Here is a 24,732-nt window from a genome sequence, read left to right on the forward strand (position 1 = left end):
ATCAATGATTTTATTGGTATTATTGGCATCAGTGTTAATTGTTGTTGTTACCATTTATCAATATGATGAACAAACCAAAGACTACAACATACAACGATTTGAGCGTAAAGAATCTACCACAAAACAAATTATTGAACTTGAGCTAAAGAACAAAACAACTTACCCAATAAATACAAGCAATTTATCTAAAATTTTTAAAGAACGTATTTACGAAATATCATCAATAAACAAGTTAAATATTTCTATTTATGACTTAGAAGGAACCTTATTAAAATCATCAGTAGCCAGTGCATTTGAAAAAATACAAACAAAACCAATACCAGAGGAGGTATTGATAGAATTGGCACAAAACTCTAATCACAGAATTTTAAAAACAAGAGAAGAAGATGGAATTGGATATCAATCTTCATACTCCTACATAAACGATCCAAAATTTAAAAGAATTGGTGTTTTAGAACTTCAGTTTACCCAAGACAATTCAGAAATAGAAAAAGAACTTAAAGAATTTATTTCTAGATTAGGGTTAGTGTATATTTTAATGTTCTTAATAGCCATTGTTTTTGCGTATTTTTTATCTAGTTACATTACGAGATCTATTAAAAGAATTTCTGATAAAATGGAGCAAACTCGTCTCAATGAAAGAAACGAAAAAATCATTCTTAAAAAAGCCAGTTCTGAGATAGAAATTTTAGTAGACGCTTATAATAATATGATAGATGAGTTAGAAGAAAGTGCTGCAAAATTGGCAAGAAGTGAACGAGAACAAGCTTGGAGAGAAATGGCAAAACAAGTAGCACATGAAATAAAAAATCCGCTAACACCCATGCGTTTAACTGTGCAAAGTTTTGAGCGAAAGTTTGATCCTAAGGATGAAAAAGCCAAAGAAAAATTAACAGAATTTAGCCAAACACTTATTCAGCAAATAGATGTAATGAGTTCCATAGCGTCTGCATTTTCGGATTTTGCTAAAATGCCGACTCAAAAAAGAGAGGAAATAGAAGTAGTTAATGTGGTAAAATTTGCTTTAGATATTTTTACAGAAGAATATATTCATTACCTACCAAAAGTAAAAAAATTAAATGCCAATTTAGACAAAACACAATTGATTAGAATTGTGACCAATTTGGTTAAAAATGCAATTCAGGCTACAAATAAAGAAGAGAATCCTTCTATAGATGTAAAAGTAACTTCAGAACATAATACTGTAAAAATCTCGGTTTCTGATAATGGAAAAGGTATAGCAGATGATTTAAAAAATCTAATTTTTGAACCTAAATTTACAACAAAATCAAGTGGAATGGGTTTAGGTTTACCAATGATAAAGAATATTATAGAAGCTTATGAAGGCTCTATCTCATTTACATCAACAGAAGGAATTGGAACTGAATTTGTAGTGATATTACCAACAAAATAAACAAGAAATTCTCTTAAAACATAAATTTAAAAAATAATTAATATGAGTTTTGATAATATTTTACTTGAAAAGAATAATGGTTTAGCAACTGTTATTATTAATAGACCTAAAAAGTTAAACGCTTTAAATAAAGCAACAATAAATGAATTGCACACAGCATTTAAAGCTATTGAAGATGATGAGAGTATCAGAGCAATTCTTTTGACAGGAAGTGGCGAAAAAGCTTTTGTTGCAGGAGCTGATATTTCCGAATTTGCTGATTTTTCTGTTCAAGAAGGAGGGGATTTAGCAAGACAGGGGCAAGAAATGTTGTTTGATTTTGTAGAAAATTTATCAATTCCTGTAATTGCTTGTGTAAATGGTTTTGCTTTGGGTGGAGGTTTAGAACTGGCAATGGCTTGTCATTTTAGAATTGCTTCAGAAAATGCAAAAATGGGATTGCCAGAAGTTTCTCTTGGTGTAATACCTGGTTATGGTGGCACACAACGTTTACCCCAATTGGTAGGAAAAGGAAAAGCCATGGAAATGATTATGACTGCAGGTATGATTACTGCAGATGAAGCAAAAGGTTGGGGTTTGGTAAATGAAGTAGTTCCGCAAGAAGAATTATTGGCTTTAGGAGAGAAAATAGCTTCAAAAATTATGCGAAACTCATCAACAGCTATTAGTGCTGCAATTAGAGCAGTTAATGCTAATTTTGCTGATGGCATTAATGGATTTGATATTGAAATTGATGCGTTTGGTGAATGTTTTGGTACAGAAGATTTTAAAGAAGGTACCACAGCTTTCCTTGAAAAAAGAAAGCCCAATTTTTAAACTTTAAAGTTCTTATATTATTATAAATAAAAAAGCGAGTCAATTAAGACTCGCTTTTGTTCATCAAATTTATAGCAGTAGCTTGATGAAAAATTAACTAAACTATTTTTAAATGTCGAAGTTTTTAATGTAATTTCTATTGTCGGTATTAATAACAACTTTATAGTCCCCTCTATATATCTTAGATAACTTGTAAACTCTATTTATAAGTTTTTCTCCTTTAAGAGTTTCAGAAAGTATTACTTCATTTTCATAATATAAAATTACTTTAACAGGTTGTTTATTAAAAGTAATTTTAGAGATTAATATTAAATCACCTTCATTTCTAATTACTGGTTTAAAAACTTTTGCGTTTTCTTTTTCTAAAAATTTAACATTTCCATTTTTAACTTCGATTTTTTTAAGGACAATTTCAAAGTCTTTTTCAAGCTCAGTGGTATAAATTCCGTCTTTTAAAGCGGTTAAATCAAATATTTTTGAATATACTCCTGAGTTTTGAATAGTTTGCTCATAAATTGTTGTTCCGTTTTCATCTTTGATCTTTAAAGTTTGTCCTTTCTTTACAGTTTTAAACTCAACTTTAACTTTCTTTCCACCTACTAAATTTGTAGGGCTAGGATTTTCTTTTGCGTAACCTAATAATGTTCCAAACATTAATGCTACTAATAGATTCTTTTTGATAGATGTTCTCATTTTTTTCTCATTTAATGATTAATAACACTGCAAAGTTATATACAGAATCAAGTTTTAAAAACAACAGAATTGGTAACTTTATATGTTATTTTAATCAGTTAACTAATTGTTAACACAGTGTTAGGTTAATATAGAATATATTGAAGTTAAAAATATATACTGTGCATGCATAATAATTTTTATTACAAAAAAAAAGCGAGTCAATTAAGACTCGCTTTTGTCAAACGTACCAATAGTTCGACGAAACAATTAACTAAATTTATTTTCTAAATCTTTTAGTATAATATCTGCTGTTCGAGTTTATTACAATTGTGTAATCTCCAGATTTACTATCAGAAAGTTTGTATGCTCTTTTTAAAATTTCATTTCCATTTCCTTTTAAAGTTTCAGATAATACAATTTCATCATTATAATATATGTCAACTTCAAGAGGTTTGTCATTAAATTCAATTTTAGAAACATAAATAAGGTTTCCTTCAGATCTAATAACAGGTTTAAATATTTTTTCTGAATTTGAATCAAAAAATGTAACCAAGCCATTTTTTACTTCAAAGTTTTTTATTTCAATTTCAAAATCTTTTACTAATTCAGCACTATAGTTTCCATTTTCTAAAGCTGATAAATTAAATATCTTAGAGAATGTCCCAGATTTCTTAACTTCTTTTTTGTAAACTACTTCACCGTTATCATTCTTGATATTTAAAATGTGACCTTCTTTTACATTTTTAAATTCTACTTTAACAGTATTTTTACCAACTGTTGTTTCTGTAGTGTTTGTTTTGTTGTTTGCGTAACTAACTAATGTTCCAAACATTAAAGCCACTACTGCGAAATTCTTAATCGTTTTTTTCATTTTTATTGATGATTAAATCCACTGCAAAGATAGAATGGAACTAAAGTTTTGAAAACATCAATATTGGCTACTTTGTATACTAAATTATCTGTTATATTAATGTTAAATTATTAAAATGTTAATTTAGTATATAAGTTTGGTAATTTTATGTATTTTATCAATATATTGTATCGTAATTTTGTTAAACAATTAGATATAATATATATGAAGAATGTTAAACCAACTTTAGAAAAAATAAGTCCAGATTTTGGAAGTTCTATATTGGTCAAAAAACATACAGAATTCTTAAAAGAAATTAAAGCTTTTTGGCATTTTCACCCAGAAATAGAATTAGTATACGTAAATAAAGGTAAAGGAAAGAGGCATATAGGTAATCATTTGTCTTACTTTAATAATAGTCAATTGTTGTTAATAGGTTCTAATTTACCTCATAATGGTTTTACAGACAGACTTACCACAAATGGTTCAGAAACATTAATACAATTTAAACCTGAGTTTTTAGGAGAAAACTTTTTTTCTGCACCAGAGATGAAACCGATCAGTATTTTATTTGAAAAAGCAAAAAAAGGAATCTTATTTGGTATTGAAACCAAAAAGAAACTTGGTCCAAAAATTGAAAAAATTGCCGAGAAAAAAGGTTTTAAGCAAATTTTAATCTTATTAGAGATTTTACACACACTCTCAAAATCTGAAGACTATACAATATTAAATGCTGATGGTTTTGCTTTTGAAACGCAACCACAAGACAGTAGTAAGATTGATATTATTTTTAAGCATATTAATGATAATTTTAATCAGCATATAAGTCTAGACGAGATTGCAGATTTAGTTAGTATGACTGTTCCTGCATTTTGTCGTTTTTTTAAAAAAACAACCGGAAAAACATTTACAAAATTAGTAAATGAATACAGAGTTGTTCATGCAACTAAGCTATTAGCAGAGAGTCAAACAAGTATTACAGATATTTGTTTTGAATGTGGTTTTAATAATTTCTCTCACTTTAATAAACTGTTTAAAGAGTTTACAGGTAAATCAGCTTCAAAATATAGAAGTGAAATGATGAATTTAATTCAACAATAAAATGAGTTCACAGATAGATAAAGCTATAGAGTATTATACTTTTAAAAGTAATGAGTTGCTAAATTTTGTGAACTCTAATAGTAATTTATCTGTGGATAAAATTATTGAGTGCGGATCAGAATTAGCAGTTTTAGAAAATAAAATTACAGCCTTAGAAGTAGCGAAAGAAAATTAGTTATTTAACACCATTCCATTCATTATAAAACTGTTTTAGAAAACCTTCCATATAGCTATGTCTTTGATTAGCTATTCGTTTTCCGGTTTTGGTGTTCATTTTATCTTTTAAAAGCAGAAGTTTTTCATAAAAGTGATTGATAGTTGGCGCAGTAGAATTTTTATATTCCTCTTTTGTCATATTTAAATTCGGTAATATTGATGGATCGTACAAAGGTCTATTTTTAAAACCTCCATAATTTAAACATCTAGCAATTCCAATAGCACCAATTGCATCAAGTCTATCAGCATCTTGCACAACCTCTAATTCTATTGAGGTAAATTTTTCACCTTTTTTTTCTAAAGAATTCTTAAAAGAAACGTTTTTAACGATTTTTACCACATGCTTTCCTATTTCTTTTGGAACTTTTTGAGAAATCAAAAATGCTTTCGCTTTTTTTGGACCAATTTTTTCATCTCCGTTATGAAACTTTGGATCAGCAATATCATGTAACAATGCCGCTAAAGAAACCACAAAAACATCAACCTTTTCTTCTCTAGAAATTAAAATGGCATTTCTAAAAACACGTTCTATATGAAACCAGTCATGACCACCTTCAGCATTTTTCAATTCCTCTTTAACAAATTCTATGGTGTTCTCTATGATTTTTTCTTGGTTCATTCCTAATTTCTCGTTTTTAATTCCTTTTTTATTTTTTTCAACTCAATTAGCATAATCACTTCCATCGGAATAAAAAATAAAGGCAAAAAGGTTTGAAAAGAAATTCCATTTTTAATAGTGGTGAAAATTGCAAAAACAATCATCAATAAAACAATAAAACCGTGAACTATTGCTCCTGTTTTTTGTTTTTTTAATTTTTTTAAAAGTTCTTCTTTGGTATATGTAGAAAATTGCGAAGCCATATGTTGATATGTTTTTTTAAATAACAAATCCACGTAAACTTACGTGGATTTGTCTTAGTTCTTTGTTCAAAAACCTTTTTTGTAAGAGATTAACAATACTCTTCGTAAGCTTGTGCTAAGTTTTGAGCAATCATTTGTGCAGATCTTCCTTCTATATGATGACGTTCTAGCATATGTACTAAATTACCATCTTTAAACAAAGCCATTGCTGGAGAAGAAGGTGGAAACGGAATCATAAATTCTCGAGCTTTTTGTGTAGATTCTTTCTCAACACCTGCAAAAACAGTAGTTAAGTTATCTGGAGTTTTATCTGCACCTAAAGAAGCTATAGCTCCTGGTCTTGCAGTACCTGCAGCACATCCACAAACAGAATTCACAACTACTAGAGTTGTACCTTCTTTTGCCATTGCTTTCTCAACATCTTCACTTGTATATAATGCTTCAAAACCAGCGTTAATTAACTCATCACGCATTGGTTTTACTAATTCTTCTGGATACATAATTTTTAACTATTTAGTTTGCAAATATAAAAACAAATCTAACAGATTTCAAGTTACAGAACATACTTATTTCAATAGATATATCAATAAAATTGATATGTAACAAATGCCTTTAAAAAGCTACCTATTTATGTATATTTGAAAAAAATTAAAGAATATGGGAAATTTTACCAAGTGGCTGGGAGCTGGATTAGGGTTTAGTTTTGGAGGTCCTATTGGTGCAGCAATTGGTTTTGCTATTGGTAGTTTTGTAGATGGTTTTTCTGATGATGATTTAAAAGAAGAGCAAGAAGAATATCAACGTAGCGTAAAAGGTGCAGAAAGAAATAGAAATACACAATCTGGCGATTTTGAAATGAGCCTATTAGTGTTGGCTTCTATTGTAATAAAATCTGATGGAAAAGTTGACCAAAGAGAATTAGATTACGTACGTGCCCAATTTGTGAGTATGTATGGTAAACAAAGAGCCAATAATGCTTTCAAGCTTTTTAATGGAATTATAAAAAAGAAAGTTTCTGCACGTCAAGTTTGTATTCAAATTAGACAAAATATGTCTCATGCTTCTCGATTACAGTTGGTGCATTTTCTTTTTGGTATTGCTAAAGCAGATGAATTTGTAACAGAAATAGAGGTAGAAGAAATTAGAAAAATTTCTAGTTATCTATACATTAATCAAAGAGACTTCGAATCCATAAAAGCAATGTTTTTTGATGCTTCAGATAATGCATACAAAATTCTAGAAATAGAAAAATCAGCTTCAAACTCAGAACTAAAAAGTGCCTATCGAAAAATGGTAAAAAAATACCACCCAGATAAGTTAAGAGATTTAGGAGAGGAGCATTTGAAAGGTGCAAAAGACAAATTTCAAAGCATTCAAAATGCTTACGAAAAAATAAAAAATGAAAGAGGTTTATAAAATTAGTAATGGAAGAATTTGATGTAGTTGTTATAGGTGGAGGACCAGCAGGAGGTCAAACAAGTAGAACCTTAGCTAAAAAAGGATTAAAAGTAGCATTAGTTGAGAAGTATAAAAGTTTTGCATTAAACAATTTTTCTAGTGCAGGTATGACTTTAGAACCGTTAGAAGAATTTGATATTCCAGAAAGTTGTGTTGGTGCTTATTGGTCAGATTTAGAGATTCAATGTACAAAAAAGGCTTATTTATGGAAAGGAGATTCAGTTAAAGGTGTTGTTTTAAATTTTCAAAAACTAAAAGAATTTTTAGCTAATGAAACTAAGAAATTTGGAGGTAAAGTTTTTATGGGGCATCGCTATGAAAGTAAAAATAATGTTGAGGATGGTGTTATTGTAACTTTGTCAACATCGTCTAAAGAATCCATCAAAATTAAAACGAAACTCTTGGTAGATGCTACTGGTCCACTGAGAAAAGTGATGTATGATGCAGACGAACAACAGCCAGAAATGGTATTAGGAAGCGGAACAGAATATGAAATTGAAGTTTCGCAAGAAATCTATGACAATTACAAAGATAAATTACTTTTTTTTCCTAGGTCATAAGTGGGCTATTAAAGGGTATTCTTGGATTTTTCCTATGGAAAATAAAATTTTAAAAGTTGGTGCAGGTAAAACACACATTAAATCTAAAGATCAAGAAAAGACCAACCAAACCACAAAAAAAATTACAGAAAAAATTATTGATGAATACCTTAAAGCCAAAGAATATAAAATTATCGATAAACATGGCGGTATCATAAGATATAGCATTGGCTTAAAGGATAAATTTTATCATAATAAAGTTGTTGCTGTTGGCGATGCTGTTTCAGCTATAAATCCTAGAGGTGGAGAAGGTATTCGATATGCAATGCAAACAGCAGAGTTAGCTTCTAAATATATCTGTAAATACATAACTACCGGAGAAAATAATTTTGATGAGTATCAGAAAAAATGGAGAAGAAAAAAACTTTTAAAGTGGAAGTTAAGTGAATACTCAGGAAGAAGAATGTATAGCAGATATACAGATATTCAAGTAGAGAATAGATTGCAATTTTTTCACAAAAATTTCTCTACAGAAGATATGATTCAGAGCTTATTCAATTTTAAATACAATAAAATTTTTGCCAGAGTTTTTCAGTATGGTTTCCTTAAATTATCATTCTTATTTAAAAAAGAGAAGTTTTAGTTAACGCAAACTCTTTAATTTATAAGCTTTTCACACTATAAAATTTCAAGAAATTCCTTAATTTCGCATCCTTATTAGAAAAGACTAAAAATGAGCGTTAAATTTCCTGAATATAAAGGACTTGACTTACCAAAAGTTGCAGACGAAATCTTAAATTATTGGGAGGAAAATAACATCTTTGAAAAAAGTGTTACTACCAGAGAAGGAGCAAAACCTTATGTGTTTTTTGAAGGACCTCCTTCTGCAAATGGTTTACCTGGTGTCCACCACGTTTTAGCAAGAGCGATTAAAGATATTTTTCCTCGTTATAAAACGATGAAAGGCTATCAAGTAAAGCGTAAAGCAGGGTGGGATACTCACGGATTGCCAATAGAATTAGGTGTTGAGAAAGAATTAGGAATTACCAAAGAAGATATTGGAAAGAAAATTTCTGTAGAAGAATACAATGCAGCTTGTAGAAAAGCAGTAATGCGTTACACAGATATTTGGAATGATTTAACTCAGAAAATGGGTTATTGGGTAGATATGGATGATCCATATATTACCTATGAACCTAAATATATGGAGACTGTTTGGTGGTTGTTAAAACAGATTTACAATAAAGAGTTACTGTATAAAGGATATACCATTCAGCCTTATTCACCAAAAGCAGGAACAGGTTTAAGTTCTCACGAATTAAATCAACCAGGAACCTACCAAGATGTTACAGATACCACTATTGTAGCACAATTTAAAGCAATAGAAAATACCTTACCAGAATTTCTTAAAAAATTCGATAATTTAAATTTTATCGCTTGGACAACTACTCCTTGGACATTGCCAAGTAATACAGCGTTAACGGTTGGTCCAAAGATAGATTATGTTGTTGTTGCAACATATAATCAATATACTTTTGAGCCAATTCACGTTATTTTGGCTAAGAATTTAGTAGACAAACAATTTGCAGGAAAAAACAATGTACTTACTGAATCTGTAGAAGAATTAAGTGCTTACAATAAAGGCGATAAAAAAATTCCATATTTAATTTGTACAGAATGTAAAGGAACAGATTTAGTAGGGATTAAATATGAGCAAATCCTAGATTATGTATTGCCAAACGATAATCCTCAAGATGCATTTAGAGTTATTGCTGGTGATTTTGTAACAACAGAAGACGGAACAGGAATTGTACATACGGCACCAACTTTTGGAGCAGATGATGCTTTGGTTGCCAAACAAGCTACTCCAGAAATTCCGCCAATGTTGGTAAAAGACGAGAACGATAATTTAGTTCCGTTAGTAGATTTACAAGGTAAATTTAGACCAGAAGTTACTGAGTTTGCAGGGAAATATGTAAAAAATGAGTATTATACTGATGGTGAAGCTCCAGAAAAATCTGTAGATGTAGAAATTGCCATCAAATTAAAAACAGAAAACAAAGCCTTTAAAGTAGAGAAGTACAAACACAGTTACCCTAATTGTTGGAGAACAGACAAACCAATTTTGTATTATCCATTAGATTCTTGGTTCATTAAAGTAACAGAAGTAAAAGACAAAATGCATAGTCTAAACAAGACCATCAACTGGAAACCAAAATCAACTGGTGAAGGTCGTTTTGGAAACTGGTTGGCAAATGCAAACGATTGGAACCTATCACGTTCTCGTTATTGGGGAATTCCATTACCAATTTGGAGAACAGAAGATGGTAAAGAACAAATTTGTATTGGTTCTGTAGAAGAATTGAAAATAGAAATGCAAAAAGCTGTAGAAGCTGGTGTTTTAGAAGCGGATATTTTTGCTGATTTTCAAGTAGGCGATAACTCAGATGAAAACTATGCAAAGATTGATTTGCATAAAAATATTGTGGATGAAATTACATTAGTTTCTCCATCAGGAGAACCCATGAAACGTGAGTCAGACTTAATTGATGTTTGGTTCGATTCTGGATCTATGCCTTATGCACAGTGGCATTATCCTTTTGAAAATAAAGAAAAAATCGATGGTAATACATCATATCCAGCAGATTTTATTGCAGAAGGTGTAGACCAAACACGTGGTTGGTTTTATACATTACACGCAATTGCAACAATGGTTTTTGATTCTGTTGCGTATAAAAACGTAGTTTCAAACGGATTAGTGCTAGACAAAAACGGACAAAAAATGTCCAAACGTCTAGGAAATGCAGTAGATCCTTTTGAAACTTTAGGGAAATATGGTGCAGACGCTACGCGTTGGTACATGATAGGAAATGCAAATCCTTGGGATAATTTAAAATTTGATGTGGATGGAATAGAAGAGGTAAAACGTAAGTTCTTTGGAACCTTGTATAATACCTATTCATTCTTCTCTTTATATACTAATATTGATGGTTTTTCTTACGATGAAGCAGATATTCCTTTAGCAGAAAGACCAGAATTAGACAGATGGATTCTATCAGAATTACATACATTAATCCATAAAGTTGATAAATTCTACGCAGATTATGAGCCAACAAGGGCTGCAAGAGCAATATCAGATTTTACACAAGAATATTTAAGTAACTGGTATGTGCGTTTAAGTAGAAGACGTTTTTGGAAAGGCGATTATCAAGCAGATAAAATTTCTGCCTACCAAACTTTATATACATGTATGTTAACTATCGCAAAACTAGGTGCACCAATTGCTCCGTTTTTTATGGATAGATTGTATCAAGATTTAAATGCTGTTACCAAAAAAGAAACTTCAGAAAGCATTCACTTATCAGAATTTCCAAAGTTTGATGCCTCTTTTGTAAACAAGAGTTTAGAGCGTAAAATGGAGAATGCACAAATCATATCGTCTTTAGTGTTATCATTAAGAGCTAAAGAAAAGATTAAAGTGCGTCAACCTTTACAAAAAATTATGATTCCTGTTGATAATCAACAACAAAAGGAAGAAATTTTAGCAGTAGCTAATTTGATAAAACACGAGGTAAACATCAAAGAAATACAATTGATGGAAGATGCTTCAGATATTTTAATTAAGCAAATAAAACCTAATTTTAAGACTCTTGGACCAAAATTTGGTAAGGAGATGCGTTTTATAGCAGCAGCAGTTGGTAAGTTTACCAAAGAAGATATTAACAAAATTGAAAAAGTTGGCAACATTGCGCTTGACATTAATGGAAAAAACATTATTTTAGAACGCGCAGATGTAGAAATATCATCAAAAGATATTGAAGGCTGGTTAGTAGCCAATGAGGGCTCGTTAACAGTTGCTTTAGATGTTACGATTTCTGAAGATTTACGTAAAGAAGGAATTGCCAGAGAGTTGGTAAATAGAATTCAGAATGCACGTAAAGACACAGGTTTAGAAGTAACAGATAGAATTAAGTTAACGATCTTAAATTATGAAAACTTACAGCAATCTATTACTGATAATAAAGAATACATTATGAGCGAAACTTTAACCAAAGATTTGGTTTTTGTAGACGAGTTAACTAATGGTACAGAGGTTGAATTTGATACCATTAAAAGTAAAATATTAATAGAAAAAATGTAAGATTATGTCAGATATCAAAGTAAAATACTCAGAAGAAGACTTACAAGAGTTTAAAGAAATTATCGACAAAAAAATAGCAAGAGCAGAAGAAGATTTAGCTTTGCTAAGAGCTGCATATAAAAATGATGCAAACAATGGTACAGATGATACTTCACCATCTTTTAAGTCTTTTGATGAAGGTTCTGATGTGATGAACAAAGAGGCAAATGTTCAATTGGCAATTCGTCAAGAGAAGTTTATTAGAGATTTAAAAAATGCCTTGTTACGTATAGAAAATGGTACGTATGGTGTGTGTAGAGTTACTGGTAAGTTAATTCAGAAAGAACGTTTAAGATTGGTACCTCATGCTACGTTAAGTATAGAAGCTAAACGTAAACAATAAGATTTTATAGTTTTAAAAACTTACAAAAGGCTTTCAGGTTAATTAAATGTTACTTGAAGGCCTTTTTTTAATTCCTTTTAATCAGATTATTATCTTATTTTTGGAACAATGAAAAAGATAATTACTTTCTTCTTATGTTCAATTTTTGTTGTTTGTTTTTTGATGATAAAAAATCAAAATAAACTTACTAATCAGCAACAACATTCTAATTTTGTAAAGCATCATTCATTACAAAAATCGCTTCAACTTTCTAAAAAGGAAAGGTTAGAAAAAGAAGTACCACCTAATAAATATCTAGAACAAAAGTACCTATTAGAAATCAACCCGTATACAGGTAGAACACATCCAGAAGAAATATATAAAGTTCAACAAGAACTAAAATCTAAAAAGCAATTTCAACACAGAACACCTGGGGATGCAATTGATAACCAATGGGTTGAAAGAGGTCCTAATAATGTTGGAGGAAGAACAAGAGTAGTGCTATTTGACCCTAATGATGCGACTCACAAGCGAGTTTTTGCTGGTGGAGTTAGTGGAGGACTTTGGGTGAATAATGATATTACTGATGCTAATTCTTCTTGGACTAGAGTTGGTATCGATGAAAATCTTTCAGTTACTTGTATGGCAGTAGATCCAAACAATTCTCAAATAATGTATTTAGGTACTGGTGAGCTATATTCTCCACAACAAGCATTAGGAAATGGAATTTGGAAATCTACAGATGGTGGAGCAACTTGGACAAATATTTATAAACTTAGAGGAACTACTGTTTCAGGGAATGTTCCTGGTACATATTTTATGACTGATATTATAGTAAGAGATAAAGATGGAGATAGTAATACAACAAACGATTCTGAAGTTTTTGCAGCTATTGGAGCAAGTTTTTATAGCTCAAATCCTATAAATACCTTTGTAGGTACAAGTGATTATGGAATTTTTAAATCTACTGATGATGGGGAAAATTGGTTAAAAATAACGTTAGATGTAGAAGGTACAACAGTAGCACCGAATAAGTTTGAAATAGGTACTGATAATACACTTTGGTTAGGTACCAATAGAAATGTTTATGGTAAAGGAGGAGGTCTTATTTATAATAGTTCAGACGGAATAACATTTACTCTAAAACATACCATCACTAATGGAAGAAGAACAGAAATTGCAGCATCTAAAATAAATGCAAATACTGTTTATGTATTGGCACAAGTTCATACAGAAAACGTTTCTGAAGAATTGATTGCTCCTTTTGTATCACTTCTAAAAACTACAGATGCATTTGCTACTTCACCATCAATTTTATCACTTCCTAATGATGCAGATACAGGTATACCAGCAGATGATTTTACTAGAGGTCAAGCATTTTATGATTTGGTTATAGAAGTTGACCCTACAAATGATGCTATAGCATATGTAGGAGGAATAGATTTATTTAGAACTACTGACAGTGGAGCAAATTGGACACAAATTTCAAAATGGTCTAATAATAATGATTTGGCTGCGTTAACAGTGTCTTCTGTACATGCTGATCAGCATGGTTGGATGTTTCATCCAACAGATGCTAATAAAGCAATTATCGGAAATGATGGAGGTGTTTTTTATGCAAACTCACTTTCTACTGCAGCAACCTCAACTTCTGCAATAGAAGTTAGGAATAAAGATTATAATATTACTCAATTTTATAACGGAGCTTTTGGGCAAAATTCTACTACAGAATATATTCTAGGTGGTTCTCAAGATAATGGAACTCAATTTTTTAATAATGCAACATCTGGTATTAATAGTACAATAAGTGTTTTTGGTGGTGATGGCACACAATGTTTTATAGATAAAGATGGTGCATATATGATTGTTACTTATCTGTACAACAGAATTTTGAGGTTTAATTTGCCATATACTAATTCTTATAAAATAATACAAAGTGATAAAAATTCAGGTGATTTTGTCAACGCTATGGCATTAGATGACAATTTAGATATTTTGTATTCAAATGGAAGTACACATTTAGCAAGATATACTGATATCACTACTGATTCTCCAGTTAGAACTAATATAACTGATGCTTTATTAAATGATATAACAGCCTTAAAAGTCTCACCTTTCACAACAACATCATCAAAAGTTTATGCAGGAACTAGAACTGGTAAATTGGTGAAAATTGAAAATGCAGAAACAGAAACTCAAACCATAACTGATATTTCTGGAGCATCTTTTTTAGGAAGTATTTCATCAATAGAATTTGGGGCTAATGAAAATGAAATTATGGTTACTTTCTATAATTTTGGAGTTGAAAGTATTTGGTTTACAGATGATGGTGGTGCAAGTTGGGCAAATAAAGAAGGAAATTTACCAGACATTAACGTAAGATGTATTTTAATGAATCCATTAAATACTAATGAAGTTATTATTGGGACTGAATTAGGAGTTTGGAATAGTTCTAACTTTAAAGATCCATCACCAACCTGGAATCATTCTTATAACGGAATGTCTAATGTAGCTGTAACATCTTTTGATTTAAGAACTGTAGACAATACTGTTTTAGCATCTAGTTATGGTAGAGGAATGTATACAGGTAAATTTGAAGATAATAAGCTTACAATCTGGACAGGAACTATTGATTCTGACTGGACAAATACTAATAATTGGACAAATGGTTTACCAGCTATAAATGTTGATGTAAAAATACCAGATACAACAACAAAACCCATTTTAAATACTAGTGTAACACTTGATAATTTATCAGTAGAAACTGATGCAGCATTAACCTTAAACACATCTGCAGCATTAACCATCAAAGAAGATTTAACAATTAACGGAACACTAACTATCAACAGTACATTATCAAACTCTGGAAGCTTAATTGTAGAAGGGAATTCTACAGGAAACCTAACATATAATAGATATGTAAGTTCAGATTGGCATTTGGTAAGTTCGCCATTATATGGTCAAAATTATGATAATAATTGGGTTTCATCAAATTCAATAGCTTCAGGAACTGTAAACCCAAATCAAAGAGGAATTGCAACGTATAGTAACGATTCTGGTAGTTGGAATTATATGCTTGCTGGTGAGACAGCACAATTTAATCAAGGAACTAGTTATTCTATGTTAAGAACAGAAACAGGAAACCTTTCTTTTACAGGAACTTTAGTAACTGAAAATGTAAGTAAATCAATTGATAAAGGATCAAATAATGCGTTTAATCTCTTAGGAAATGTTTTTACTTCTTATATTCCTTTAAACCCAAATGCAAACAGTACAAATAATTTTTTAACAACTAATTCAGCTGTGCTAGATGAGTTTACCATTTGGCTTTGGAATGGCACAAGTTACACCCCTACAAACCTAGTATCTACTTCTCAGTTTGCTGCTCCAGGTCAAGGATTTTTTGTAAAATCGAAACCAGAAGGAGGTCAGGTATCTTTTACAGAACAAATGCAAAGTCATCAGAATAAAAATTTTTTAAAAAGTAGTAATTCTAGAACAGAAATTAAAGTCATTGCTAATATGGGTGATGTAAAAAAACACTCAGATATTTTTTATATAGATAATGCTACAACAGGTTTTGATAATGGATTTGATAGTACATTATATTCTGGATTATCAAGTAATTTCGAAGTTTTTACAAAATTGGCAAATGGTAATGATGAGTTAAAATTGTCTATACAATCCATACCTCAAGATTATAGCATTGTAATACCTGTTGGTATTATTGCTCCAGCTCATCAAGAAATTAAAATTAGCATTGATGCAAATAATATTTACAAAGAAAAAGATGTTTACTTAGAAGACAAAAAAACAGGAAAATTTATTTTAATGAATTCTGTAGAAACAGTTTATAAGTTTACAAGTGCTACACTAGATAATGAATCAGAACGATTTTTTATCCATACAAAATCAAAAACGTTAGCTGTAAATGATTCTTTTCTTTCATCACTTCATATTTTTACAAGTGATACTAAATTACAATTTGTAAATTTACCATCAGGAAAAAAATCAGTTAAAATTTATAATCTTTTAGGGAAATTAATTTTAGAAGATACTTTAGAAAGTAAAGATTTTATATCAACTAAAAATTTACCAAAAGCAATTTATATTATTAGTATAGAAACTGAAAAAGAAACAATAAATAAAAAAGCACTCCTTGAATAGATCATCTCTAGAAATAGGTTTCTTATCTGTTTTTTTATTGATTTCTGTGATTACTTTTTCGCAAAAGAAAGTCAGTAAAATATTTGAGACTTCATCGAAAGAAATCAACATTTATACAGCAGGTTTAGATAATATTATCTTAGAAAATTCTAGTTCTAATTTTGTAGAGGTTTTGTTGGATGCAGAAAGTTATGATAAACAATTAATTAACATAGAAGACTCAAATAACATTGTTAACATAAAATTTGAGTTTGAAGGAACAGAAACCAGAGAAGTAATATTTAGAAAATTTATCACTAAAAGGTTGCAAAGAGCAAATGCAATTGTAAAAGTACCTAAAGGTAAAGTAGTGTATATTTTTGGTGAAAATGTAGATATAACTGCTAAAGATGTTGAGAATAAAGTATCAATTTATATTGATAACGGAATTGTAAAACTGAATGAAATAAAATCAAAAACAATAGTAAAGTTATATTCAGGAAACGTGTATGCTTCCATAAAAAACTCAAATATAGAAGCAATTACTAAAACAGGTATCATCCAGGTTGATAGTATCAACTATACCAAAAAAATTCAAAAATATTTTAACGAAAACTCAACCGAGTTAAGTATAGAAACTATAAAAGCTAATATTTTTTTAACTACCCAATAAACACAATAATATTACTATTTTTGTGAGCACAAATTTTAACCTTATGTCAAAAAAGAAGCTTGCCATATTTACCATTATAATCGCGATTATTTTAGATCAGATTATTAAAATTTACGTCAAAACACATTTTGTTTTGGGTGAAGAAGTTGTTGTTTTCGATTGGTTTAGAATTCATTTTACAGAGAATAACGGTATGGCTATGGGGTTTGAATTTGGAGGTAAAAGTGGGAAACTTTTTTTAACCTTGTTTCGATTAGTTGCTGTAAGTGCAATAATTTATTGGTTAGTACAAAATATTAAAAAGAAAGTTCATAATGCAGTTATTATAGCTATTTCATTAATTTTTTCTGGTGCTATTGGCAACATTATCGACTCAATTTTTTATGGTGTAATTTTTAATCATCCAAGACATGAAGTTGCAACATTATTCCCAGAAACTACTGATGGAAAGTTGTTTTTCGGGAAAGTTGTAGACATGTTTTATTTTCCTATTTGGGAAGGAACTTTGCCTAATTGGTTTCCTTTTATTGGAGGAGAACCGTATACTTTTTTTCAATATATCTTTAATCCTGCAGATGCTTTTATCTCTGTAGGTGTTGTGTTGCTTTTTATTTTTAGCAAACAAGCTTTTCCTAAAGAAGAAAACGTATAATTTACCCTCCTAAAAATTAAGTATTTTTACTTAAGTATATAGTCTTATTTTACGAAACAGCTGTTAATACTCTAAGATACATGAGTTCACTAAGCTAGTTTTGCTGTAATATTAACTTAAACTTATTTATTATGGCAGTAACAATTCATAAAGAAGATGTGTTGACTCACATTAACGGATCAGAAACTTTAGCAGGTCAAGTAGCAACAAGTCATTCTTGTATAACTCTCTTAGACGTTTTAAAAATTTGTGCAGACGTTCAAGGAGACAATGTACATATAGAAGTAACTTTGATGGGTATTAAAATTGGTGGAGGCACCATCAATAAAGATCATCCTTCTATAACTATTGGTGGAGGTGCTTTAGGTTTTAAAGCCGAAGTAACTATTACTCTAAATTTAAATCCTATTTCATTAAAGTTCTGTGGTAAAGTATGTGCCCCATTAGCAGGATGTAAATCTGGATGTACAACTCTACATCTATAGTATAAATGTGCTATCTTTAGAGCCTGTTATGTTTACTCATAACAGGTTTTTTTGTTTGATATGATGAATCGCTTTCTTAAATATCTTTTTGTTTTTCTAATTGGTTTTTTTATCGCTAAGTTTTGCTATTATAAAAAAGAAAAAAAATATCAAAGAGAAGAAATACAGGTTGTAGTAAATGCTATTAAGAACTTAAGTAAATTAGTGGTTACAAAAGGTAGTTTTTCTGAAACCTATAATTATTCTGATTCTAAAAAATATTTTTACGATTATCTTTCTTTTGATAAAAAAGCAATTGTAACTATACATGCTGATGTTGAAGTAGGTTATGACTTATCAAAATTAGAAATCCAAATAGATTCTATAAAGAAACAAATCATCATTAATAAAATACCAAATCAAGAAGTTACCATTTCTCCTGATATAAAGTATTTTGATTTACAGCAAAGTAGCTTTAACTCTTTTTCTAAAGAAGAATTGAATAAAATCAATAAAAAAAGTATTGAAAAAATAAAGCAAACTATTAAAATTACAAATTTAAAGGATAAATCTAAAGATAGATTGTTTCAAGAGTTGTCTAAAATTTATCAGCTATCTGTAATTTATAACTGGGAAATAATAGATAATACGAAATCTGTTGTATTAGAAAAGTTTAAAGAATAAAAAAGCGAGACCAATTGATCTCGCTTTTATCTTGAATTAAAACCCTGTTCCAGGCGCTTCAGGGCTTTGTGCCTGCGCTTTTTGAGGATTTAGTACCATATAGGTTCCTAAAGCAGTTAACGCTGCATACTTACCGTAGTTTCCTATTTTTTTGATCGCTTCTTTACGAGTAATTTCTTGAGTATTCTTTATGTTTTTTTTCATGATGTTATGTCTTTAAATTCTAGTTATTATTCTAATATTATTTTCTTGGTCAATTTCCCAGAATTGTTTTTCAGTTGAACTAGATAAATACCATTAGAAAGATGAGGTAATTCAATGTCTTTTAGTTTGTTAGCTTTAAAGGTTGTGTTGAGTACCTTTTTACCTAAGATGTTAAAAATAGTAACCTCAGTTCTTTCTTGAGATAACCCAGTAATTCTAAGTGTAGAATTATTTAGTTTATAAACATTAATGTTTTCTAAAGTTAATGATTTATCAACGCTTAACGCGCTGCTAGTTGTATGTAAGTAAAATCTTCCAATACCGTTTTGGGCATTATTTACTGTAATTTTATATTTACTACCCTCATCCAAACCAAAGAATCTGTTATGCGCTCTATCTTCTAAAAATACCTTTACACCAGAAGGAAAGTTAGCAATGTTAGCAGAAAAAGAAATTTCTTTACCAGCTTCTGCATTAATACCAATAGGTACAATCATGTTTTCGTAATTGCTGTTTGGTAATGCTTGAATTGCAAAATCAACACCTTGACTATCTTGTAATAAGTGTGAGAAGATTCCAAAATTAGAACTAGCTCCCGTAAAAGTACCAACATCAGAGCCTACATCTAAACCTATGGTTTTATTTTGAATATATCTTACCTTAGTTAAAGAATTTGCTTTACCATCTGTAAGATTTAAAATAATCTCTGGATAATTACTTGAACTACCTTTAGAAAAGATATTACCAGTTTGATGTGTTTGCATCGCTTCTGTAAAAGAAGCTGAAGTACCTCCACCATCAGGAGCATGAACAAAAAATGCTTGTCCAGGAGCAATATAAAAAGCTCCATCATCTAAAGATTTTATATCGTAAGGAGCACTACCTGTCCAGAGATAAAGACCTGCTCTTGAAGGATCTAAATTTCCTGCATCTATGTTTACTTTTAAAAAGTTGTTTGTAGCATCTGCTGTATTATTTCCATTTATAGCAGCTGTGTAAGGATTTGCAATTAAATTCCATCTGTTTCCAGTAGGATCATCTCCACCATCTGTAATTGCAATAGATTCACCAGCGTTATCAGTATTTAAAGTCCCTGTAAAAGAAATTGTACCTGCAAAACTGCTTTTTTGAATGGTATATCCTTTTCCAGAAATAAAATTTCCTGAGTTTGCAATATCATTAGTTCCTGCTGCAGTGGTGTAATAGTTCCATCTTAAAAGAGTTGTAGTATTGTTTTTATACGGAGCAATGGCATATTTTGTATCACTAGTATTTACTTGACCAGATAACGCACTAATACTTTGTCCTTCAACTGGGGCACCAATTAAATGCCAATTTGTACTAACGTATCTAAGGTAAGATACATTTCCTGTAGATGTTCCTTTCACAATTAATGATGCGTTAGCACTAGCACTTGAAGCTATATTAAATGTTCCTGTTTGAGATAAATCTCCATCTAAGGTTAATGCATTACCAGCTACCATGTTTAAGGTTCCTGAGCTGATATTTAAGTTGTTTATTGTTGCACTAGCTACATCAAAAAGAACTGTGCTACCAAAGTTTATGGCTACATTATCAGAAGCAATAGGTAATCTGCCTAAAGACCAATTAGCAGTAGTAGACCAATTACCAGAACCAGAATACGTGTTGGTTTGGTTTGCTTGTGAAGTAAAACTTAGTGATGTTTTATCTGAAATTCCAGTATAAGCATTGAGTGCTGTGTCTGTAAATACACCAGCAGCAATTTGAACATAATACTCTGTATTTAATTCAAAATCATCAGTAGGGTTTATAGTTGCTGTTGTGGTTGTAATCGAAACTAAACCAGAAGTAACATCAATAGTTTCGACAACAGAATCATCAGAAGTTTTAAATATGGTGATATTACCAGATCCTTTACTAATGTTTTCTGAGAAAGTTAATTCGATATTTTGAGTTAAAAGAACATCAGTAGCATTATCTGTAGGGTTAGTAGAACTTAATGTTGGTGCTGCAGCATCAATTAAAATACTAGTAGTTGTACCAATGCTGTTTAATTTTACATTGGCATTGTTGTTATTAGAATCTTGTAAAGTACCTCCATTAGCACTTAAGCTTGCAATTGTAATTCCATCAGAATCTTCATCTCCAGGTTGTACTGTATATCTGAAAACTAAAGCAGATGTTCCAGAACCACTTTCAAATTCTGCTTGACGAGTATTAGCGCCAATAGTTATTGCTATTTGAGGTGTACCACCAATTTCTGAAACAGTTACGTCTTCGCTATAATTAACTGTAAAATCTAAGTTTTGTCCAGAAATATATGTTGCATTAGATGGAACTGCAACACTTTGAACAACAGGTATTGTTTCTACAGGTGTACCTACAACCCAATTTGATGAAGTTCCAGTTAAATCAAAATTAGAAACTGTACCATGGTTATTATTAGTACTTAAATCTAGTAAAGTGGTTTCTCCTGTATTGGTTCCATTAGGGATACCTTTATTAAAATTATAGTAACCTAAAAGGTTGTCTTCAGCACCATTTAGTTCTGTGCTTTTAAGATTATTAATTTCTGTTACATTTCTAACATCAGACCAAATACGTACTTCATCTATATCTCCATCAAAATTTTCATTAACATTATTAAACCCTATACGTATTGGATTTGCAGTTGTTATAAAACTAGCTCCAGTAATTCCTGTTGTTGTACCAGATAAAACACCGTTAACATATATTCTTGTTTGAGAACCATCCCAAACTCCAGCAATATGTGTCCAAGTACCAATGTTTACAGCTCCTGTAGCTGTAACATTTTTGAAACCAGTGCTATCATCTACCCAAAAGGTATAATTAGCATTATCTCTTCGTAATAAGAATTGCATATTACCAACTCCATTATGATAATTACCCACAATAACACCTAGTCCTGTATTGGTTTCTGGTTTTACCCAAGCTTCTACTGTAAATGTGTTTAGATTATCTAACGTGCTATTTAGGTTATTACCCAAATCTACTTGGTCATTTGCTCCATCAAAATTTAAAGCATTGTTAAGAGGTGTATCCACTAAAACACTTGTAGTGCTTGCAACAGAATTTAATGTTAAGTTAGCATCATTACCAGCTGCGTCTTTAAAAGTTCCTCCATTTAAGGATAAACTTCCAATAGCAATACCATCTGAATCATTATTTCCATTTTGTACAGTATACCTAAATGTTAGGGCACTACTACCAGAACCACTTATGTAACTCGCTTGATATGAAGTTGAGCCAATAGTAAGTGAAATTTGAGGAGTTCCACCAGTAGTGACAACTGTAATATCTTCATTAAAATTAACAGTGAAATCTAAATTTTGTCCTGCCAAATAGGTTGCATTAGCAGGTACACCTACACTTGTAATAGTTGGTGCAACAGCATCCACTAAAACAGAAGATGTACTTCCGACACTATTTAAGGTTAAGTTTGCGTTATTACCAGCAACATCTTTAAGAGTTCCTCCATTTGCAGAAAGGGTTCCAACAACGATTCCATCTGTATCTAATTCGTTAATTTGTAGAGTATATTTAAAAACTAAAGAGCCACTACCAGAACCACTTACATAAGCAGCTTGTCTTGTAGTTGCTCCAATAGTAAGTGAAACTTGAGGAGTACCACCTGTAGTGACAACAGTAATATTTTCGTTAAAATTAACTGTAAAATCTAAATTTTGTCCTGCCAAATAGGTTGCATTAGCAGGTACACTAACGCTTGTAATATTTGGTGCAACAGCATCCACTAAAACAAAAGTTGTATTACCAACATTATTTAAAGTTAAGTTAGCATTGTTATTTGCAGCATCTCTAAAAGTAGCACCATTTGTAGTTACTGTTCCAACAGAAATACCATCTGTATCTAAGTCACCATTTTGTATTTGGTACCTAAATGTATAACTATTACCTGATCCGCTAGAAAAATTAGCTATTTTTGAACTTGACCCAATAGTAATATTAATGTATGGTGAACCACCACCAGTATTTACAGTAATGTTTTCACTAAAGTTTACAGTAAAATCTAAGTTTTGACCTGAGATATATGTTCCATTAGCAGGCACAGTTACGCTAGTAACTGTTGGTGCAACAGCATCCACTAAAACTAACGTTGTGTTACCCACACTATTTAATGTTAAATTAGCATTTGCACCACCACTATCTCTTAGTGTTCCACCATTTAAAGCTAGATTACCAACAGAAATACCATCATTGTCGTTATCACCATTTTGCAAAGTATATCTAAAAACCAAAGAACCACTACCATTACCACTTACATAAGTAGCTTGTCTTGTTGTTGAACCAACAGTAATACTTATTTGTGGTGAACCACTTACAAGAACATTTTCACTAAAGTTTACAGTAAAATCTAAATTTTGTCCTGTTGTGTATGTTGCGTTTGTAGGAACTGAAACGCTTGTTACAGCAGGTGCCACAGCATTAGAAATTACTGTAGTTGTAGTGTCTGTATTTGTATCTGTACCGTCATTGATAACTACTGTAAATGTTGTTGTTTCTGAGGCAGATGTTCTGTTATCTGTAGGGTTAAAAGACAAAGCTCTTAATTTTACTTGTAAATCTGATGGTGTAGTACTTGTAATACTGTAAGGGCCACTTCCAGAAAGACCAGTCCCTGTTAAAACACCTTTAAAGTTATTATCTAAAGTAATGGTTGCTGATAAATTATCTCCATCTGCATCTGTGGTTGTTATTGCAGAAAAAGGTTGTATTGTTGCAGTATCGTTTACGGTTTGACCTGAAGAAGTACCTGCTATTACTGGGGCAGTGTTAGCTGTACCAAAATCCCAAGTAAAAGCATCTAAACTCATATAATCTAAATTGCCAGTACTTATAAATTCTAACTCGTTTATACTTGTATTAGAATAATCTGTACCTGAAGAAAAATCTATAAAATTATGGCCATTAAATACTCCAAAATTAGTGTTAAATCCAGAATTTTTTGTTATTGTAAAAACCGTACTTCCAGAATTTTTACCATTAATTGTTAAAGTACCACTATGGTTTAAACTAGCACCTTTATGTGTTGCAGTAAATAAGTATAAACTTTTAACTGTTATTGGTGATCCATCACTTGTTTTTATAGTAAAATTACTACCATTTCCAGTTCCATTTGTATTTATTGTATTATCTAAAAATTTACCATCTGCAGAAGTGCCATTCCAACCACAAACACTACAATTGTTTGTTGTTTCTCCTCCTGTTGATGTATTAAATTCTTTTTGACCATTTACAAAAATATTATACACTTCGCCAACACTTGTTACATTAAACGTTTTTCCGTTATTAGTAAATGATGTTGAGTTGTTTGTTTCATCTTCAAAAGTTTCTGTTGTTTGAGAAAAACTAACAGTTCCAATGAAACTAAATATAAATAGTAGTAGTGTAATTTTTTTCATTATTTCTTGGTTTAAAGTATAAAAAACTGAGATTTTTTAAGTTATTAATTTACT

Annotated in this window: 21 protein-coding genes; 14 read left to right on the forward strand and 7 right to left on the reverse strand. The window is 30.7% G+C overall.

Going from position 1 to position 24,732, the window contains the following annotated elements:
• Nucleotides 1–4: 4 nt before the first annotated feature.
• Nucleotides 5–1,414 carry a sensor histidine kinase gene (locus FP421_RS00325; RefSeq protein WP_159946497.1) on the forward strand — a complete coding sequence of 470 codons (1,410 nt, stop codon included), beginning with the start codon at nucleotides 5–7 and terminating at the stop codon, nucleotides 1,412–1,414.
• 42 nt (nucleotides 1,415–1,456) lie between these two features.
• On the forward strand, nucleotides 1,457–2,230 hold the full coding sequence (locus FP421_RS00330; RefSeq protein WP_159946431.1) for an enoyl-CoA hydratase/isomerase family protein: 774 nt from the start codon (nucleotides 1,457–1,459) through the stop codon (nucleotides 2,228–2,230).
• A gap of 108 nt (nucleotides 2,231–2,338) precedes the next feature.
• Here FP421_RS00330 and FP421_RS00335 read toward each other — a convergent pair whose 3' ends face one another.
• Nucleotides 2,339–2,923, reverse strand: a complete 585-nt coding sequence (locus FP421_RS00335) for a DUF3244 domain-containing protein (protein WP_159946433.1) — start codon at nucleotides 2,921–2,923, stop codon at nucleotides 2,339–2,341.
• 259 nt (nucleotides 2,924–3,182) lie between these two features.
• Nucleotides 3,183–3,776, reverse strand: a complete 594-nt coding sequence (locus FP421_RS00340) for a hypothetical protein (protein ID WP_159946435.1) — start codon at nucleotides 3,774–3,776, stop codon at nucleotides 3,183–3,185.
• 204 nt (nucleotides 3,777–3,980) lie between these two features.
• Between FP421_RS00340 and FP421_RS00345 the strand changes: the two genes are divergently transcribed.
• Together FP421_RS00345 and FP421_RS15065 are read left to right on the forward strand one after the other, a co-directional pair.
• Nucleotides 3,981–4,856: an AraC family transcriptional regulator gene (locus FP421_RS00345; protein WP_159946437.1), complete on the forward strand. Its 876-nt coding sequence runs from the start codon at nucleotides 3,981–3,983 to the stop codon at nucleotides 4,854–4,856.
• A gap of 1 nt (nucleotide 4,857) precedes the next feature.
• A complete protein-coding gene (locus FP421_RS15065) occupies nucleotides 4,858–5,031 on the forward strand; it encodes a hypothetical protein (protein ID WP_201288771.1) in 174 nt (57 codons plus the stop codon).
• On the opposite strand, the gene FP421_RS00350 is transcribed toward FP421_RS15065, so the two are convergent.
• The 3 genes from FP421_RS00350 to FP421_RS00360 form a co-directional block, all read right to left on the reverse strand.
• Entirely contained in the window at nucleotides 5,032–5,691 is a 660-nt protein-coding gene (locus FP421_RS00350) for an HD domain-containing protein (protein ID WP_159946439.1), read from the reverse strand. It lies immediately after the preceding gene.
• Nucleotides 5,692–5,693: 2 nt separating this feature from the next.
• Complete coding sequence (locus FP421_RS00355) at nucleotides 5,694–5,933, reverse strand: hypothetical protein (RefSeq protein WP_159946441.1); 240 nt, start codon at nucleotides 5,931–5,933, stop codon at nucleotides 5,694–5,696.
• An 89-nt stretch (nucleotides 5,934–6,022) separates the two neighbouring features.
• Nucleotides 6,023–6,433, reverse strand: coding sequence for a BrxA/BrxB family bacilliredoxin (locus FP421_RS00360; protein ID WP_159946443.1), 411 nt, complete (start codon nucleotides 6,431–6,433; stop codon nucleotides 6,023–6,025).
• Nucleotides 6,434–6,590: 157 nt separating this feature from the next.
• Between FP421_RS00360 and FP421_RS00365 the strand changes: the two genes are divergently transcribed.
• The 10 genes from FP421_RS00365 to FP421_RS00410 all read left to right on the forward strand — a co-directional run bounded on the left by FP421_RS00365 (nucleotide 6,591) and on the right by FP421_RS00410 (nucleotide 19,051).
• Complete coding sequence (locus tag FP421_RS00365; RefSeq protein WP_159946445.1) at nucleotides 6,591–7,349, forward strand: TerB family tellurite resistance protein; 759 nt, start codon at nucleotides 6,591–6,593, stop codon at nucleotides 7,347–7,349.
• An 8-nt stretch (nucleotides 7,350–7,357) separates the two neighbouring features.
• Nucleotides 7,358–7,951, forward strand: a complete 594-nt coding sequence (locus FP421_RS00370; RefSeq protein WP_159946447.1) for an FAD-dependent oxidoreductase — start codon at nucleotides 7,358–7,360, stop codon at nucleotides 7,949–7,951.
• Nucleotides 7,952–7,985: 34 nt separating this feature from the next.
• The gene (locus FP421_RS00375; RefSeq protein WP_159946449.1) at nucleotides 7,986–8,573 is read left to right on the forward strand and encodes a geranylgeranyl reductase family protein; all 588 of its coding nucleotides are present in this window, start codon (nucleotides 7,986–7,988) and stop codon (nucleotides 8,571–8,573) included.
• A gap of 90 nt (nucleotides 8,574–8,663) precedes the next feature.
• Complete coding sequence (gene ileS / locus FP421_RS00380; RefSeq protein WP_159946451.1) at nucleotides 8,664–12,071, forward strand: isoleucine--tRNA ligase; 3,408 nt, start codon at nucleotides 8,664–8,666, stop codon at nucleotides 12,069–12,071.
• Between the two features lie 4 nt (nucleotides 12,072–12,075).
• Entirely contained in the window at nucleotides 12,076–12,453 is a 378-nt protein-coding gene (locus FP421_RS00385) for a TraR/DksA family transcriptional regulator (RefSeq protein ID WP_159946453.1), read from the forward strand.
• Nucleotides 12,454–12,615: 162 nt separating this feature from the next.
• The gene (locus FP421_RS00390; RefSeq protein WP_159946455.1) at nucleotides 12,616–16,599 is read left to right on the forward strand and encodes a T9SS type A sorting domain-containing protein; all 3,984 of its coding nucleotides are present in this window, start codon (nucleotides 12,616–12,618) and stop codon (nucleotides 16,597–16,599) included.
• Nucleotides 16,592–17,251 carry a hypothetical protein gene (locus FP421_RS00395; protein WP_159946457.1) on the forward strand — a complete coding sequence of 220 codons (660 nt, stop codon included), beginning with the start codon at nucleotides 16,592–16,594 and terminating at the stop codon, nucleotides 17,249–17,251. The genes FP421_RS00390 and FP421_RS00395 overlap by 8 nt, the downstream gene beginning before the upstream one ends.
• 43 nt (nucleotides 17,252–17,294) lie before the next feature.
• Entirely contained in the window at nucleotides 17,295–17,903 is a 609-nt protein-coding gene (locus FP421_RS00400; RefSeq protein ID WP_159946459.1) for a lipoprotein signal peptidase, read from the forward strand.
• Between the two features lie 131 nt (nucleotides 17,904–18,034).
• Nucleotides 18,035–18,388 carry a hypothetical protein gene (locus FP421_RS00405; protein WP_159946461.1) on the forward strand — a complete coding sequence of 118 codons (354 nt, stop codon included), beginning with the start codon at nucleotides 18,035–18,037 and terminating at the stop codon, nucleotides 18,386–18,388.
• Nucleotides 18,389–18,448: 60 nt separating this feature from the next.
• Nucleotides 18,449–19,051: a DUF4230 domain-containing protein gene (locus FP421_RS00410; protein WP_159946463.1), complete on the forward strand. Its 603-nt coding sequence runs from the start codon at nucleotides 18,449–18,451 to the stop codon at nucleotides 19,049–19,051.
• A gap of 36 nt (nucleotides 19,052–19,087) precedes the next feature.
• Here FP421_RS00410 and FP421_RS15070 read toward each other — a convergent pair whose 3' ends face one another.
• Entirely contained in the window at nucleotides 19,088–19,255 is a 168-nt protein-coding gene (locus FP421_RS15070; RefSeq protein ID WP_201288772.1) for a hypothetical protein, read from the reverse strand.
• 26 nt (nucleotides 19,256–19,281) lie between these two features.
• A complete protein-coding gene (locus FP421_RS00415; RefSeq protein WP_159946465.1) occupies nucleotides 19,282–24,678 on the reverse strand; it encodes a LamG-like jellyroll fold domain-containing protein in 5,397 nt (1,798 codons plus the stop codon).
• Nucleotides 24,679–24,732 lie beyond the last annotated feature (54 nt).

This window comes from Polaribacter septentrionalilitoris, assembly GCF_009832745.1.
GTDB classification, from domain to species: domain Bacteria; phylum Bacteroidota; class Bacteroidia; order Flavobacteriales; family Flavobacteriaceae; genus Polaribacter; species Polaribacter septentrionalilitoris.

Coding starts and splice junctions, on each gene's coding strand:
- FP421_RS00370 (WP_159946447.1), top strand. CDS start 7,358: ATGGAAGAATTTGATGTAGTTGTTATAGGTGGAGGACCAGCAGGAGGT.
- FP421_RS00385 (WP_159946453.1), top strand. CDS start 12,076: ATGTCAGATATCAAAGTAAAATACTCAGAAGAAGACTTACAAGAGTTT.
- ileS (WP_159946451.1), top strand. CDS start 8,664: ATGAGCGTTAAATTTCCTGAATATAAAGGACTTGACTTACCAAAAGTT.
- FP421_RS00345 (WP_159946437.1), top strand. CDS start 3,981: ATGAAGAATGTTAAACCAACTTTAGAAAAAATAAGTCCAGATTTTGGA.
- FP421_RS15070 (WP_201288772.1), bottom strand. CDS start 19,255: ATGAAAAAAAACATAAAGAATACTCAAGAAATTACTCGTAAAGAAGCG.
- FP421_RS00340 (WP_159946435.1), bottom strand. CDS start 3,776: ATGAAAAAAACGATTAAGAATTTCGCAGTAGTGGCTTTAATGTTTGGA.
- FP421_RS00330 (WP_159946431.1), top strand. CDS start 1,457: ATGAGTTTTGATAATATTTTACTTGAAAAGAATAATGGTTTAGCAACT.
- FP421_RS00360 (WP_159946443.1), bottom strand. CDS start 6,433: ATGTATCCAGAAGAATTAGTAAAACCAATGCGTGATGAGTTAATTAAC.
- FP421_RS15065 (WP_201288771.1), top strand. CDS start 4,858: ATGAGTTCACAGATAGATAAAGCTATAGAGTATTATACTTTTAAAAGT.
- FP421_RS00355 (WP_159946441.1), bottom strand. CDS start 5,933: ATGGCTTCGCAATTTTCTACATATACCAAAGAAGAACTTTTAAAAAAA.
- FP421_RS00400 (WP_159946459.1), top strand. CDS start 17,295: ATGTCAAAAAAGAAGCTTGCCATATTTACCATTATAATCGCGATTATT.
- FP421_RS00375 (WP_159946449.1), top strand. CDS start 7,986: ATGGAAAATAAAATTTTAAAAGTTGGTGCAGGTAAAACACACATTAAA.
- FP421_RS00390 (WP_159946455.1), top strand. CDS start 12,616: ATGATAAAAAATCAAAATAAACTTACTAATCAGCAACAACATTCTAAT.
- FP421_RS00410 (WP_159946463.1), top strand. CDS start 18,449: ATGATGAATCGCTTTCTTAAATATCTTTTTGTTTTTCTAATTGGTTTT.
- FP421_RS00365 (WP_159946445.1), top strand. CDS start 6,591: ATGGGAAATTTTACCAAGTGGCTGGGAGCTGGATTAGGGTTTAGTTTT.
- FP421_RS00325 (WP_159946497.1), top strand. CDS start 5: ATGATTTTATTGGTATTATTGGCATCAGTGTTAATTGTTGTTGTTACC.
- FP421_RS00335 (WP_159946433.1), bottom strand. CDS start 2,923: ATGAGAACATCTATCAAAAAGAATCTATTAGTAGCATTAATGTTTGGA.
- FP421_RS00415 (WP_159946465.1), bottom strand. CDS start 24,678: ATGAAAAAAATTACACTACTACTATTTATATTTAGTTTCATTGGAACT.
- FP421_RS00405 (WP_159946461.1), top strand. CDS start 18,035: ATGGCAGTAACAATTCATAAAGAAGATGTGTTGACTCACATTAACGGA.
- FP421_RS00350 (WP_159946439.1), bottom strand. CDS start 5,691: ATGAACCAAGAAAAAATCATAGAGAACACCATAGAATTTGTTAAAGAG.